12 protein-coding genes are annotated in these 14,939 nt (G+C 62.1%); 1 reads left to right on the forward strand and 11 read right to left on the reverse strand.

Annotated features, from left to right (window positions below):
• Window positions 1-3 precede the first annotated feature (3 nt).
• From ASC83_RS10055 to ASC83_RS10065, 3 genes are read right to left on the reverse strand one after another with little or no spacing between them, the layout of a single operon-like run.
• A complete protein-coding gene (locus ASC83_RS10055; RefSeq protein ID WP_056061434.1) occupies window positions 4-1,308 on the reverse strand; it encodes a nucleotide sugar dehydrogenase in 1,305 nt (434 codons plus the stop codon).
• Window positions 1,302-3,218 (reverse strand): nucleoside-diphosphate sugar epimerase/dehydratase, encoded by a 1,917-nt coding sequence (locus ASC83_RS10060; protein ID WP_056061437.1) that lies wholly within the window; start codon window positions 3,216-3,218, stop codon window positions 1,302-1,304. Before ASC83_RS10060 ends, ASC83_RS10055 begins: the two co-directional genes overlap by 7 nt.
• Before the next feature lie 58 nt (window positions 3,219-3,276).
• Entirely contained in the window at window positions 3,277-3,918 is a 642-nt protein-coding gene (locus ASC83_RS10065) for an LON peptidase substrate-binding domain-containing protein (protein WP_056062139.1), read from the reverse strand.
• Between the two features lie 79 nt (window positions 3,919-3,997).
• On the opposite strand from ASC83_RS10065, the gene ASC83_RS10070 reads away from it, so the two are divergent.
• Window positions 3,998-4,549, forward strand: a complete 552-nt coding sequence (locus ASC83_RS10070) for a YggT family protein (RefSeq protein ID WP_056062142.1) — start codon at window positions 3,998-4,000, stop codon at window positions 4,547-4,549.
• 107 nt (window positions 4,550-4,656) lie between these two features.
• Here the strand turns inward: ASC83_RS10070 and accD are convergent, their stop codons facing one another.
• The 8 genes from accD to leuB form a co-directional block, all read right to left on the reverse strand.
• Complete coding sequence (gene accD, locus ASC83_RS10075) at window positions 4,657-5,529, reverse strand: acetyl-CoA carboxylase, carboxyltransferase subunit beta (RefSeq protein WP_015013229.1); 873 nt, start codon at window positions 5,527-5,529, stop codon at window positions 4,657-4,659.
• Window positions 5,530-5,644: 115 nt separating this feature from the next.
• A complete protein-coding gene (trpA, locus tag ASC83_RS10080; RefSeq protein WP_056061439.1) occupies window positions 5,645-6,454 on the reverse strand; it encodes a tryptophan synthase subunit alpha in 810 nt (269 codons plus the stop codon).
• Complete coding sequence (gene trpB / locus ASC83_RS10085) at window positions 6,455-7,738, reverse strand: tryptophan synthase subunit beta (RefSeq protein ID WP_056061441.1); 1,284 nt, start codon at window positions 7,736-7,738, stop codon at window positions 6,455-6,457.
• On the reverse strand, window positions 7,716-8,516 hold the full coding sequence (locus tag ASC83_RS23505; RefSeq protein ID WP_082522410.1) for a phosphoribosylanthranilate isomerase: 801 nt from the start codon (window positions 8,514-8,516) through the stop codon (window positions 7,716-7,718). The genes trpB and ASC83_RS23505 overlap by 23 nt, the downstream gene beginning before the upstream one ends.
• Window positions 8,513-9,388 carry a tRNA pseudouridine(38-40) synthase TruA gene (truA, locus tag ASC83_RS10095; protein WP_200938916.1) on the reverse strand — a complete coding sequence of 292 codons (876 nt, stop codon included), beginning with the start codon at window positions 9,386-9,388 and terminating at the stop codon, window positions 8,513-8,515. The genes ASC83_RS23505 and truA overlap by 4 nt, the downstream gene beginning before the upstream one ends.
• Complete coding sequence (locus tag ASC83_RS10100) at window positions 9,388-12,000, reverse strand: FimV/HubP family polar landmark protein (RefSeq protein ID WP_056061452.1); 2,613 nt, start codon at window positions 11,998-12,000, stop codon at window positions 9,388-9,390. Before ASC83_RS10100 ends, truA begins: the two co-directional genes overlap by 1 nt.
• A gap of 289 nt (window positions 12,001-12,289) precedes the next feature.
• Window positions 12,290-13,420, reverse strand: a complete 1,131-nt coding sequence (gene asd / locus ASC83_RS10105) for an aspartate-semialdehyde dehydrogenase (RefSeq protein ID WP_056061454.1) — start codon at window positions 13,418-13,420, stop codon at window positions 12,290-12,292.
• Between the two features lie 407 nt (window positions 13,421-13,827).
• Window positions 13,828-14,901, reverse strand: a complete 1,074-nt coding sequence (leuB, locus tag ASC83_RS10110) for a 3-isopropylmalate dehydrogenase (protein WP_056061457.1) — start codon at window positions 14,899-14,901, stop codon at window positions 13,828-13,830.
• Window positions 14,902-14,939: the final 38 nt, after the last annotated feature.

Raw genomic sequence — 14,939 nt, forward strand, 5'->3', positions numbered from 1 at the left:
GGCTCAAAGTCGGTAGACGGTAAATCCTGCTTGTTTCAGCTCCTCGCGGTCATATAGTGACTTGATGTCAGCAATAACCGGCTTAGGATGGCGGCAGTAAGAGCGAAGCTGCTTGGCGCTCAAGGAGCGGTAGCTATTGTGTCCGACCGCAACGACAAGAGCGTCCACGGGATGGTCTTCGTCCACTATGCCCAGAGTCAGCTGGTATTCATGCTGAACCTCGGCCGCGTCGGCAATAGGGTCCGAAATGACCACCTCCACGCCCCAGGCTTTCAATTCGTTGACTAGGTCTACAACCTTGCTATTGCGAATATCTGGGCAGTTTTCCTTGAATGTGATGCCCATTACGCCAATCTTGCAGCGTGGAGCGTCCATGCTTGCCCGCAGCATTATTTTGATGATGTTGTGCGCCGCATAGCCAGCCATGTTGTCGTTGATGCGGCGGCCCGCCAGAATTATTTGTGGGTGATAACCCACTTGTTCAGCTTTATAGGTCAGATAGTAGGGATCTACACCGATGCAATGCCCGCCAACCAAGCCAGGCCGAAAAGGGACAAAGTTCCATTTGCTGCCCGCAGCTTCGAGCACTTCGAGCGTGTCAACCTCTAGGCGGTCGAACAATATCGAAAGCTCGTTCATCAAAGCGATGTTCAAGTCACGCTGCGTGTTCTCGATGACTTTGGCGGCTTCTGCCACCTTGATGCTGCGCGCTTTGTACGTGCCTGCCGTGATTATGCGACTGTAGAGTTGATCAACAGCCGCTGCGGCTTCGGGCGTGCTGCCACTGGTGATCTTGCGGATGCGCGTGAGTGTGTTGACCTTGTCACCCGGGTTGACGCGCTCCGGGCTGTAGCCACAGAAAAAATCGTGATTGAAGCGCAGTCCAGAAGATTCCTCCAGCACTGGCACACAGATTTCTTCGGTGACACCCGGGTAGACCGTTGACTCAAAAATCACCAAGGCGCCCGGGCGCATGGCGTGCCCTACGGTCTGACTCGCTTTGATCAACATCGACAAGTCGGGGCGCTTGGCATCGTCCACAGGCGTTGGGACTGTCACGATGTAGATATTGCAGCCTTCTAGATCTTTTGGACTTGAGCTGTATTGCAATTGCGTGGCAGCCTGCATTTGCTGCGCGCTTGTTTCTTGCGTTCGGTCGTAATCTGATTGCAGCTCAAGGATGCGTGGTTGGTGGACATCGAAACCTACGACCGGAAAATGCTTGCCAAACTCGACGGCTAGTGGCAAGCCCACGTAACCAAGACCGATGATGGCAATTCGGGGCTTTGTCGCGATAGAGGTCAGCATTGTGTTTTCACTAGATCTGGTTTGTAGCCTCTCACCAGCAAAGAGAGCGAGCGCTTCAGTGCTGCCTCGTCATTCGCATTGGCGGCTTCTTGTAGCGGCTGCAAGGCGGCTTGCAACTCTGACCACGGGCAGAATTCCTCGCGCGCACGCCTGATGCGCGGATGTGTGGTGGCGAGTGGGTTGTCACCGATAAGCAGTTCTTCATACAGTTTTTCACCAGGGCGTAGTCCAGTGAACTCTATGGCTATATCGCCCTGTGGGTGCTCTGCATCGCGCACTGTCAAGCCGGACAGAGCTACCATTCGCCTTGCCACATCAAGGATACGGATGGGTTCTCCCATGTCCAGGAGGAATAGATCACCGCCTTCCGCCATGGCGCCAGCCTGCAGCACAAGCTGCGCTGCCTCGGAAATGGTCATGAAATAGCGTGTCACCTCGGGATGGGTGACAGTCAGTGGGCCACCTGTGGTGATCTGGCGCCTGAAAAGGGGAATCACGCTACCGCTGGACCCCAGCACATTCCCAAAACGCACCATGGAGAGGCGCGTTGGACAGGACCAAGTGACGACTCCTTCCGGCAATACCTTGTCAAACGGCGGCAACTTACTGGCGGTGATGGCTTGCAGCACTTGCTCAGCCACGCGCTTGCTTGCTCCCATTACGTTTGTGGGGCGCACTGCCTTGTCAGTGGAAACAAGCACAAAGTTGCGCGCGCCATATTCAAGGGCTATTCGTACCATGTTGAGCGTTCCAAAGACGTTGTTCAGCACGCCTTCCCCTGCGTTAGCCTCCACCATAGGAACGTGCTTGTAGGCAGCTGCATGGTAAATTGAATCGGGTCGGTGTTTGCGGCAGATGTCAGCAATACGATGCGGGTTGACCACGCTGGCCAGCAGCGGCACCAGTTCGCACGTGTGGGTACCTTGATCGCGCAGCGCCTGCAGCTCGTGATGGACGGCATAAAGCGCGTATTCGCTGTGGTCCACAAGTAACAGCTTCGCAGGACCTTCGTTAACAATTTGGCGGCACAGTTCGCTCCCGATACTGCCTCCGGCCCCCGTGACAAGCACCACCTGACCAGCAAGACCGTTTCCAAGCAGATCGAGTAGGGGGGCTACAGACTCGCGCCCCAGCAGGTCTTCGATGTCCAACTCCTGGAAATCTGTCACGCTCACCCGACCACTGGCTAGATCGGACAGGCCTGGTAGTGTGCGCACGCGCACAGCCGCACTGCCAAGGCTCTGAATGATTTCATGTCTTCGCTGACGTGTGGTGCTGGGAAGCGCCAGTAGCACGTCAGTGACCTTAAGCTGTTGGATCAGCTCAGGCAAATTGTTGGGACTGCTCACGCGCACGCCGTTGATGGTGCTGCCGGCCTTATTGGGGTCATCGTCCAAGAATCCCATCAGCTGATATTGCCGCATGTTCTGCATGGCGGCAGCAGTTTGCGCGCCTGCGCTGCCGGCCCCATAAATCAACAATCGATGAGACGTATTGCGCGGCTTGCCGGCCAGCCAGAACCAGCCAAGTGCGCGGCTGGAGCCCACCATCAAGAGCAAAATTATCGGTTGTAGTACGCCAACACTACGCGGCACCCCTTCCCATTGAGCTACCATCAAAATACTGAACAGTAAGGCTCCGTAGAACGCTACGGCTCGTCCTGTGGTGATGAGCGCCGCAATTCCGGTATAGCGAAAGATGGCTCTATACAAGCCAGCGCGAATGAAGACGGGTAGCGCCAATGTCGGCCCCAAGCCATAAACCAACCATTGGAGCCCGGTGGGCCAATGTGGTGAATCTAGTCGCAGACTAAAAGCCAGCCACATGGCAATGAGGCTCGCGCAAAGGTCCAAGCTCACCACAAAAAACCGCTTGGCGGACCGTGGCCAAGAGAGGATGGCGCTTCGCATGGGGGTACTTAATGGCATGGATGATGGCGTTGCTTACGCGTTAGCAAGTGGCGCATGTTCATCGAGACTGCGCGATCCCCGTCCGCTCCAGCACATCCCCCACCAGTTCCAGGCGGACCAGGGGGTTGTCCAGCTCCATCAACCGCTGTTTCAGCTCCAGTGGCACTGGCAGCAGTTCGCACCATCGGTTCGCCACCCAGCCGCAATCGTTCAGTTGTGCTGCAGTGGGGGTGACCAAGTGGGGCATGTCTGGGTCGCGTACCTGCAGCGTGTGCAAGACCTGCGCCAATGCTGTTGACGCCTTTTTGAGATCGTCTGGAACCGGTACTGTCAGATCCTGTTCGACGTGATCGACGTCAGCAATCCAAAGGCCGTGCTGCAGGTGATGGCGTTGAGTGATGCGAAAACGCTGGCTACCACGGCATAACAGGGTGACCAGTCCGGGCTGGGGTGTCTCCAATTGCTCGATGATGGCCAGGGTACCGATGTCGTTGAAGCGTTCTTCTGGCGCTCCGGCTTGGCGCACTTCCTGGCCTTGGGTGAGTGCAACCACGCCGAAGGGGGCGCCTGTCCGGTGGCACTTGCGCACCATGTCCAGGTAGCGCACCTCAAACACCCTCAGAGCTAGCACTCCGTCCGGGAACAAGACAGAGCCCAGGGGGAAAAGCGGCAGGGACGACAAGGTGAGAGGTGGGGTCATGGGCGCGTGGATGCCTTCGCCCGCTATCATCCCATGACACCGTCGGCTTTTGCTGCACACCACTGTTTTTGTCTCATCCATGCTCTATCAGATCGCCTCTTTCCTGCTCGATGTTGTTGGCGGCTTGCTGACCGGAGCCTGCCTTTTGCGGCTGTACATGCAGTGGCAGCGGGTGCCGTTCTCCAACCCGGTCGGTGGGTTGGTGTTTGCGTTGACCGACTGGTTGATCATGCCGCTGCGACGGGTGATCCCTTCTGCGGGGCGTTGGGATGTGTCCAGTCTGGTGGCTGCGATGCTGGTGCAGCTGGTGCAGTACGCGTTGTTGACGTTGCTGCTCGGTGCGGGATCGGCATGGGCGTGGTTGCCCTGGTTGGCCTTGTTCGGGCTGCTGCGCGTGGCGGTCTCGGGGCTGATCGGCCTGCTGATTGTCTATGCCGTCCTGTCCTGGGTACAGGGTGGCCGTTCACCGCTGGCGGATGTGATCGCGCGCCTGTGTGAACCCGTGTTGCGTCCTTTTCGGCGTGTCATTCCTCTGGTGGGCGGCTTCGACCTGTCGCCATTGGTGGCGCTGGTGGTGCTGCAGGTCGTGATGATTGTTCTGGGCCATTTGCAGGCCAGTGTGATGCGTTAAGCATCCCAAAGGCCCGATGCGCTAGCCAAATATGCTCTGTTTGCTATTGAAAATATAGCAATGGCGTGGTGAGGCCTCACTCAGTCCCCTTTTGGGGGACCGGGTATTTACATCACCGCGTCAGCAGGCAGTCGTTGCAGCATGGCCAAACTGCTGGCCACGGTGTTGCGCAGTTCGCGGCGGTCGCAGATGAAGTCCACCGCACCCTTGGTTTGCAGGAACTCTGCACGCTGGAAGCCCTCGGGCAGGGTCACACGCACGGTGGATTCGATCACGCGCGGGCCAGCAAAGCCGATCAGCGCCTTGGGCTCGGCAATCACGATGTCGCCCACAAAGGCAAAACCTGCGCTCACGCCACCCATGGTGGGGTCGGTCAGCACACTGATGTAGGGCAGGCCCTTCTTGGCCAAGCGGGTCAGCGCTGCGTTGGTCTTGGCCATCTGCATGAGCGACAGCAGGCCTTCCTGCATGCGGGCGCCGCCGGTGGCGGTAAAGCAGATGAAGGGTACCTTTTGCTCGATGGCGGTTTCCACGCCACGCACAAATCGCTCGCCCACCACGGAGCCCATGGAGCCGCCCATGAAGTCGAACTCGAAGCAGGCGGCGACGACGTTGATGCTCTTGACCGCGCCGCCCATCACGATGAGGGCGTCGGTCTCGCCGGTGTTCTCCAGGGCTTCCTTCAGGCGCTCGGGGTACTTGCGGCTGTCCTTGAACTTGAGCGCGTCTACGGGCAGCACTTCCTGGCCGATTTCGTAGCGGCCTTCAGCATCCAGAAATGCGTCCAGTCGGGCGCGCGCGCCGATGCGGTGGTGGTGGCTGCAGTGGGGGCACACATTCTGGTTGTGCTCCAGGTCGGCCTTGTAGAGCACCGTTTCGCAGCTCGGGCACTTGATCCACAGGCCTTCGGGCACCTGACGGCGCTCGGTGGGGTCGGTTTGCTGGATTTTGGCGGGTAGAAGTTTCTCGAGCCAGGACATGGTGTTCTCCTCTTCAGTGGCGCGGCTTGCTACAAAGCCCGTAGGCGTTTGCGGGGCAGGCCGGGTGTGAATCTGTCGGCGCACCCCGCAGGATGCGCCGGGCTGCATTATGCGACTAGGCGTCCAGGGCCTTGCGGATGCCGCGCAGGAAGTCGATGGTCAGGGGCACCACCTTGGCGTGCTCCTGGTCTTCAATCAACTGGATGATGCGGCTGCCGATGACCACGGCATCGGCCACCTTGCCGATGGCCTGGGCGGTGGCGGCGTCGCGGATGCCGAAGCCCACACCCACCGGGATGGTCACGTGCTGGCGAATACGGGGCAGCATCTGCTCCACGGCCGCCGTGTCCAGCGCGCCTGAGCCGGTCACGCCCTTGAGCGACACGTAGTACACATAGCCGCTGGCTACGCGCGCCACCTGGGCCATGCGCTCATCCGTGCTGGTGGGGGCCAGCAGGAAGATCAGGTCCATGCTGTGCGCGCGCAGGCTGGCAGCAAAAGCTTCGCATTCTTCGGGCGGGTAGTCCACGATGAGCACGCCGTCCACGCCCGCAGCGGCAGAGTCGCGCACAAACGCACCTTCGCCGTGCTTCTGGTCGTAGCGTTCCACAGGGTTGGCATAGCCCATCAACACCACTGGCGTGGTGCTGTTGCGCTTGCGGAACTCACGCACATGGTCGAGCACCTGCACCATGCCAATGCCCAGGCTGAGGGCTTTTTCACCCGCCTTCTGGATCACCGGGCCATCGGCCATGGGGTCGGAAAAGGGCACGCCCAGCTCGATCACGTCGGCACCGGCCTCGACCATACCGTGCATGAGCGCGGGGGTGATGTCGGCAAACGGGAAACCGGCGGTCACATAAGGAATCAGCGCCTTGCGGCCCTGGGCTTGCAGGGCAGAAAAGGTGGATGCGATACGGCTCATTTATTTCACCAACTTGATGGGTTGCTCGCCGCCCTTGACGGACTGCCCCTGGCAGCTGGGTCGGCAGTAAAAGTCGGCGCCACTGAGATCGGCCACAGTACCAATGTCCTTGTCGCCCCGGCCCGAGAGGTTGACCAGGATCGACTGGTCTGGGCGCATGGTTTTGGCCAGCTTCATGGCGTAGGCCACGGCGTGACTGGATTCGAGTGCGGGGATGATGCCCTCGGTGCGGCACAGGTAGTGGAAGGCGTCCAGCGCTTCCTGGTCGGTGATGCCGACGTATTCGGCGCGGCCGATTTCCTGCAACCAGGCGTGCTCCGGGCCCACGCCGGGGTAGTCCAGGCCTGCGCTGATGCTATGGGTTTCGGTGATCTGGCCGTTGTCATCCTGCAGGATGAAGGTGCGGTTGCCGTGCAGCACACCCGCGCTGCCTTTTTGCAGCGACGCCGAGTGTTTGCCCGACTCCAGGCCTTCGCCCGCTGCCTCCACGCCGATGAGGCGCGTTTTCTCGAAAGGGATGTAAGGGTGAAAGATACCCATGGCATTGCTGCCACCACCCACGCAGGCGATAACCGCATCGGGCTGGTCGCCCAGCACCTTTTGCTCGGCCAGCATGCTGGGCATTTGCTCAATGCATTCCTTGCCGATCACGCTCTGGAAGTCGCGCACCATCATGGGGTAAGGGTGCGGGCCCGCCACCGTGCCGATGATGTAGAAGGTGTTGTCCACATTCGCCACCCAGTCGCGCATGGCGTCGTTCAGGGCGTCCTTCAAGGTCTTGCTGCCAGACTCCACGGGCACCACCGTAGCGCCCAGCAGTTTCATGCGGTACACGTTGGGGCTTTGGCGCTTCACGTCTTCGGCACCCATGTAAACAACGCATTCGAGCCCGTAGCGCGCGCAGATGGTGGCAGTGGCCACGCCGTGCTGGCCTGCACCCGTCTCGGCAATCACGCGGGGCTTGCCCATGCGCTTGGCCAGCATGGCTTGGCCGATCACGTTGTTGATCTTGTGCGCGCCTGTGTGGTTCAGGTCTTCGCGCTTGAGGTAGATCTGTGCGCCACCCATCTCGCGGCTGGTGCGCGCTGCATGGTAGATGGGGGAGGGGCGACCGACGAAGTGCTTGAGTTCGTAATGGAATTCAGCCAGAAATTCAGGGTCGTTCTGGTAGCGCGCGTAGGCCTCGCGCAGTTCCTGGATGGCGTGGGTCAGGGTTTCGCTGACGAAGCTGCCGCCATACGGGCCGAAATGGCCGGAAGCATCAGGTTGCTGATAGGAATTCATGGGGGTTCTTTGCAAGTTGTGCATCGGCCGCACGCACGGCGGCAACGAAGCGTTGGATCTTCACGGCGTCCTTGATGCCCTTGACGGGTTTGCCATCAGGACCATCGGCTTCGACGCCGGAACTGACATCAACCGCCAGCGAGAGACCCCGCGGGCGGACTTGCAAAATGCCATCGGTCACGTTTGCAGGCGTGAGTCCACCAGACAAAACGAGGTGAGAGCTGACGCTTGGTGGAAGGAGTGACCAATTGAATGCCTTGCCGCTGCCGCCAAACCCTTCGACATGGGCGTCGAGCAGGATGGCTTGGGCGTGAGAGTAATCGTGGGCGTATTTTACGAGGTCAAACTGTGCCGCTCCATCACCGAGGGGAATTCGGGCGGCTCGCAGGTAGGGGCGTGCCCCCTGGTGGGTGGCCGCCATGCAGTCCTGTGGCGTCTCATCACCATGGAATTGCATCGTAGCGCCAGCAATCATTGCACTGGCTGCTATCACATTAGGAGTGGATTCGTTCACGAACAGCAGCACGGGCGTGACAAACGGCGGCAGGCGCCGTGCCAACTGCGCGGCCCGCTGGGGGGTGACCGACCGTGGGCTGGGGGCGTAGAGCACAAAACCCACCGCATCGGCGCCCGCAGCCACAGCTGCATCCACGTCTTCCTCGCGGGTCAGCCCGCAGATCTTGATGCGGGTGCGTACGTTGGCAGACGCCTGGAAAGGGGCGTGGAGGCGTTGACTGACGGCGGGAGCCGTTGTGGTCGGTGTAGTGGCCTGGTTCATGGAAGCCAATCATACGCAGCCGTGCGCTGGGGTAGCCCCCAGGCGGCGTCGTAGACGGGCCCTTGAAAGTACAACCCGTCTGGCGAGAATGTCGGCGCAGCCACCTTGCGGGACTGGGCTGCCAGCACTTCGGCCATCCATTCGGGAGGCTGCGTGCCCTGGCCGATGGTGATCAGGCAGCCCATGATGTTGCGGATCATGTGGTGCAAGAAGGCGTTGGCTTCGAATTCAAAACGCCAGTAACAGGGGCTCCAGCCCAGTTCGGGGTGCGGTGTGTCCGCCCCCCGTCGCACGATGTCGATGCGTTGCAAGGTCTTGACCGGGGTCTTGGCCTGGCAGGCGGACGCGCGAAACGAGGTGAAATCATGCTCGCCGATCAGGTAGTCGGCCGCCTGCCGCATGGCGTCATGGTCTAACGGGTGAAACACCCAGCCCACTCGCCCGGCATCCACGCTGGGCCGCACTGGCGACTGCAGAAGCACGTAGGCATAGCGCCGGGCCACGGCGCTGGCACGCGCATGAAAGTGGTCTGGGACCGCCTGAGCCCATTGCACCGCAATGTCGTAGGGCAGGAAGGTGTTGGTACCCCGGACCCAGGACGCTGCGGGCCGGTCCAGCGGGGTGTCAAAGTGCACCACCTGCATCAGGCCGTGCACACCCGCATCGGTACGGCCTGCGCAAAGGGTGCTGACCGGATGCGTAGCAAAGCGGCCCAGGGCCGCTTCGAGTTTGTCCTGCACGGTGTTGCCAGAAAGCTGGCTCTGCCAGCCACTGTAGGCTTGGCCGTTGTAGCTGACACCCAGCGCCACCCGGGTCACGGGGCGGCCTGGGGACGTGCTGGGGGTTAAATCAGCGGAGGGGCCGAGCGGCATCAGCCCAGTTCGGCCAGCATGCGCTGGGCGCGGGTCTTGAGGGCGCCGCTGGACTCTGCCACCACCTCTTCAATCAGCGTACGAGCGCCGTCGGTGTCCCCGATGGCGTTGAACTCTTCGGCCAGCGCAAGCTTGGTGGCCAGCGGGTCGTCCTGCGCTGCGGCCGATCCATCGTCTGTGAATTCCGGTGCGGGAGCAGACGGGGCCTTGGCGGCGGGAGCTGCCATCGGCTTGGAGGGGGCGTTCAGGTCCAGCGACAGGTCGCCCAGATCAAACTCCATAGGGCCGGAGTCTTGGGGCTCGCCATGGAGAGGCATGGGGCCGGACGGCGCCATGGTCAGGTCGTCGCTGCTGGGGAAGTCCAGATTGGCCACTGGAGGCGGCGCCATCATGGGACTCGGAGCGGTTTCCTGACTGCTCCACGCGGCCGTGGGCTCGTCGGGGATGCTGGGCAGATCCAACTCGGGGCGCAGCGTCTGTGGTTCGCTGGCTTCACCGCGGTTGTTAGCCGCAGCAGCCGCTGCAGCCGCAGCAAAACCACCGGCTGCAGCGGGGGGGGCGTCCGTCAGCGCGTCATCGGGCAGGTCCAGATCCAGGTCGAGGTCCAAGTCTGGTGGCAGGGCCGCGGCAGGGCTGCCTGCACCAGTGAAGGTGCTGGGGAACCCGCCCGGTGGCACGGAGGGTGATTCATCCTCGGCCATTCCGGGGCGGCCGCCAGGTTGGTACAGGCGGTTTTCGGGCTCCAGGTCACGCCCGAGTTCGGCAATGCGGTTCCAGTCAGGCCCTTCGCCCTGGGTCAGCTTGAACACTTCGCCTGCGACGGCCTCAAGGGCTTTGCGGTCCTGACGCTTGGCGTAGATTTCACCCAGCTTGACGTGCACTGAGACGCGGCCCGGGTTGTGGCGCACGGCTTCTTTCAGGATTTCTTCGGCCTGGAGATCGCGGCCGTAGGCCAGATAAACGTCGGCTTCGGCCACGGGGTCCACGTCGCCGCCGGCGTCCAGTTGGCTGGGTGAATAGGCCATGGACGAGCCGGTGGTCATGTCGCTGTTGGCCGTGTCTACACGCTGGCCGCCGCTGGCACCAAAAAACGAGTCGGGTTGAATGCGACTTTCCAGGAAGGAGCTGTCCACCCCACCGTTCTGTCGACGGCGCTGGACCAGGCGGTAAGCGCCAAATCCGAGCAGGCCCGCCACCAGGATGCCGCCGCCAATAGGCAACAGTGGGTCGTCCATGAGGGTGGACAGGAAACCGGGCTCCTCGACGGGTGCCGCAGCAGGTTTGGGTGTGGGCGCCGGTTTGGGGGCCGGTGCGGGTGCAGAGGCCTCCGTGGCGGGTGCCGAGGCGGCCGCTTCTGCTGCCACTGCGGTGTCTGGCGGGGTGCTGGCGGCCGCTGCGGGGGCGGATGCCGGGGCTTCGGGCGCCGGCGGCGCGGTCGGTGTTGCCGGGACGGCTGGGGCCTGCACAGCCACCCCCGCAGGTGCGCTGGCTGCACCCGCTGCGGCGGGCGCAGGGCTGCCTCCGGCGGCTGCAGAGGCTGCGCTCAGCTTGTTGAGGTCGGTGATGTTCTTGGACAACTCTGCCATCCGCGTGGCGGCTTCGCTGGCCTGTTTGTCCTTGGCGACTTGCTCTTCGGCTGCCTTCTGGCCTTTGACGGCCCCCTTGGACAGGGTGAGCTTGTCGGGCGCTGCAGTCGCGGGTTTTTTGTCTTCTACGCGCGTCTGTACGGTGCCAGAGGCGGAGCGCTGGGCAGCAGCCACTTCGGTCGAAGGGGCCGCACCTGCGAGTTTGCGGCGGAAGTCGTTGAAGTCACGGGCCTGTGCGGCCAGAATCTGACGTGCTTCGGGGGCTGTGGTGGACTGCGTTGCGGCCTGGTCGGGCATTTGCAGCACGGCACCTGCCCTCAGGCGGTTGACGTTGCCCTGAATGAACGCGTCCGGGTTGGTACGCATCATGGCGACCAGCATCTGGTCGAGCGAAACGCCTGCAGGCTTGTAGGCGTTCGCGATGCGGCCGGCAGTATCGCCTGCCTGTACCGTCACGCCATCTGCGGGGGCAGGGCGTGGGGCTGCCGCACGGGGTGCGGGTGCAGCGGCGGTTGCCTCGCTGGCACGGGCTGTGGCTGCGGGGCGCGTCGCAGGGACCTGGGGCGCCACCGGTGCAGAAATTTGGGGCGCTGCTGTGACGGCAGGCGCTGCGCGGCGCATGCTTGGCGGGTCAAACAGCATGGTGTAGCTGCGAACGATGCGGCCTGAGCCCCAGTTGGCATCCAGCACCAGGTCCAGGAACGGTTCGTTCACAGGTCGGTCGCTTGACAGGCGCAACACGGCGGTGCCGTCGGCGCGGCGCTGCAGTTGAATCTGCAGGTTGTTCATGGTCTGCGTGTATTCCATGCCCTGGGCACGGAAGACCTCAGGCGTGGCCGTTGTGGCACGCAGCGAGTCCGCTTCGGCAGGAGTGATCTGTGGCAGGTCGATTTCAGCGCGCAGCGGCTCGCCCAGGGCAGACTGCACGGTGATGCGGCCCAGTGCCAGCGCAGACGCGTCGCTGGTGTAGAAACCAGCGCAAGCCACGGCCGCGGCCGCCAGGACAGAAAATTTCCAACGATGCATGTTTGCCAACAACTGATTAGGATTTTTTGCGGCTCGGACGAGCGGTGCTTTTGTTCTCATGGTCTGATCCCCGCCCCGGCGCGTGAAAATATGTAAAAAGCACCATAGCATCAATGTTTTGCACTGACAAGCTGAGGTGGCTCCGAAGCTTTGAGTGGGGTCCCGGCGCCCCAAATTGGGGCATGCAGATGTTGCCAATTGCCAACGCCGCGTAACCGAGTGTGTCGATGTCTCAGGCGTAAAAAAGCGCGCGCAAGGGGGCTTGCGCGCGCTTTATGAGGTGAGACGATCAGGCGTTGAGCAAGATGCGCAGCATGCGACGCAGAGGCTCGGCGGCGCCCCAGAGGAGCTGGTCGCCGATGGTGAAGGCGCCGACATACTCGGGGCCCATGGCCAGCTTGCGGATGCGGCCCACGGGGATGGTCATGGTGCCCGTCACGGCGACGGGTGTCAGGTCCTTGATGGTGGCTTCGCGGGTGTTGGGTACCACCTTCACCCACTCGTTGTCGGCGGCGATCATGGCTTCGAGGTCGGCCACGGGCACGTCCTTCTTGAGCTTGAAGGTCAGTGCCTGGCTGTGGCAGCGCATGGCACCCACGCGCACGCAGAATCCGTCGACTGGAATGGCTGCGGAGTCAAAGCCTTCGCCCAGGCCCAAAATCTTGTTGGTTTCGGCCATGCCCTTCCACTCTTCCTTGGACTGGCCGTTGCCCAGGTCCTTGTCGATCCAGGGGATCAGCGAGCCACCCAGCGGCACGCCAAAGTTGGCGGTTTCTGCACCGGTCAGTGCGCGCTGCTTGGCGATGACCTTGCGGTCGATTTCCAGGATGGCGCTCTTGGGGTCGTCGAGCAGGGCCTTCACTTCGGCGTTGAGCGTGCCGTATTGCGTGAGCAGTTCGCGCATGTGCTGCGCGCCGCCGCCCGAGGCTGCCTGGTAAGTCTGGGTGCTCATCCACTCGACCAGGCCGGCCTTGTAGAGTGCGCCCACGCCCATCAGCATGCAGCTCACGGTGCAGTTGCCGCCTACCCAGTTCTTGCCGCCGTTGGCGAGCGCGTCCTTGATGACGGGCATGTTGACGGGGTCCAGGATGATGACCGCGTCTTTTTCCATGCGCAGGGTGGATGCCGCGTCAATCCAGTGGCCGTTCCAGCCTGCGGCGCGCAGCTTGGGGAAGACTTCGGTGGTGTAGTCGCCGCCTTGGGCTGTGATGATGATGTCGCAGCGCTTCAAGGCGTCGATGTTGAAGGCGTCTTGCAGTGTGGTTTCGTTCTTGGCCTGCGCAGGGGCCTTGCCGCCGGCATTGGATGTGGAGAAGAACAATGGCTCAATCAGGTCGAAGTCTTTTTCCTCGACCATGCGGTCCATCAACACCGAGCCGACCATGCCGCGCCAGCCGACCAAACCTACCAACTTGCTCATTTCAACGCCCCTTTCAGATTAAGAAACAGTGCCAGACCAGACTGTTTGCCCCGGCTCGTCTGGCCGGGAGAGGGCGCACGACGGTACCGGAGCTGGATCAGCCCTTAATAATGGTCGTGGTTTTGGTGGTGATTGCGCGCACAGCCACGCCTGCCAGGGCGGCAGTAGCGGTGTTCAGATCGAACGGGCGGGCGGCAAACATGGGCATGATTGTAATAGATAGCGGCTTGCACGGGGCTTGCAGCGTTGCGGGCACGCCATGGTCCGCTCGGCAACGGCGCCCCTGGCGGGCTGGACGGGTGTGCGAGTCGGTACTCGCCCATTACAAAGAAAAGGCGATCACAGAGGATCGCCTTTTGCGGATGCCGCGCGCCGCCGCTGTGGGCAACTCGGACGGCTGGGGTGATTTACGCCTGTAGCGCCTTCACCACCGCGTCGCCCATCTGCGCCGTGCCGACCTTGGTGGTGCCTTCGCTGTAGATGTCGGGCGTGCGCAGGCCCTGGGCCAGCACCTTCTGCACGGCGGCTTCGATGCGCTGGGCGGCAGCTTCCTGGTTCAGGCTGAAGCGCAGCATCATCGCTGCCGAGAGGATGGTGGCCAGCGGGTTGGCCACGCCCTTGCCGGCGATGTCGGGGGCGCTGCCGTGGCTGGGCTCGTACAAGCCCTGGTTGCTGCTGTTCAGGCTGGCCGAGGGCAGCATGCCGATGGAGCCAGTCAGCATGGAGGCTTCGTCCGACAGGATGTCGCCGAACATGTTGCCGGTCACCACCACGTCAAACGCCTTGGGGGCCTTGACCAGTTGCATGGCCGCGTTGTCCACGTACATGTGCTGCAATTCGACGTCGGGGTATTCCTTGTGCACGTCGGTGACCACGTCCTTCCAGAACTGGAAGGTTTCCAGCACGTTGGCTTTGTCCACGCTGGTGACCTTCTTATTGCGCTTGCGGGCGGCCTGGAAGGCGACGTGGGCGATGCGCTCGATCTCGGGGCGGCTATAGCGCATGGTGTCGAAGGCTTCTTCGGCACCGGGAAAGTGGCCGTCCACTGCCGTGCGACGGCCGCGGGGCTGGCCGAAGTAGATGTCGCCCGTCAGCTCGCGGATGATGAGGATGTCCAGGCCGGCAATCAGCTCGGGCTTGAGGCTCGATGCGCCCACCAGCTGCTCGTAGCAGATGGCGGGGCGGAAATTGGCGAACAGGCCCAGGTTCTTGCGCAGGCCCAGGATGGCTTGCTCGGGGCGCAGGGGCCTGTCGAGCTTGTCGTATTTCCAGTCGCCCACGGCGCCGAACAGAATGGCGTCGGCTTCCTTGGCGAGCTTGAGGGTGGATTCGGGCAGCGGGTGGCCGTGGGCCTCGTAGGCGGCGCCGCCGACCAGGGCCGATTCCATCTCGAACTTCAGGTCGAGTGCGTTGAGGACCTTGACGGCCTCGGCGACGATTTCGGTACCGATGCCGTCACCCGGCAGAACTGCGATTTTCATTGATTTTGCTTTGTTTTTGATAGCTGCTAGCGCATATG

Source organism: Acidovorax sp. Root402 (genome assembly GCF_001425125.1).
In the GTDB taxonomy this organism is placed as follows: domain Bacteria; phylum Pseudomonadota; class Gammaproteobacteria; order Burkholderiales; family Burkholderiaceae_C; genus Acidovorax; species Acidovorax delafieldii.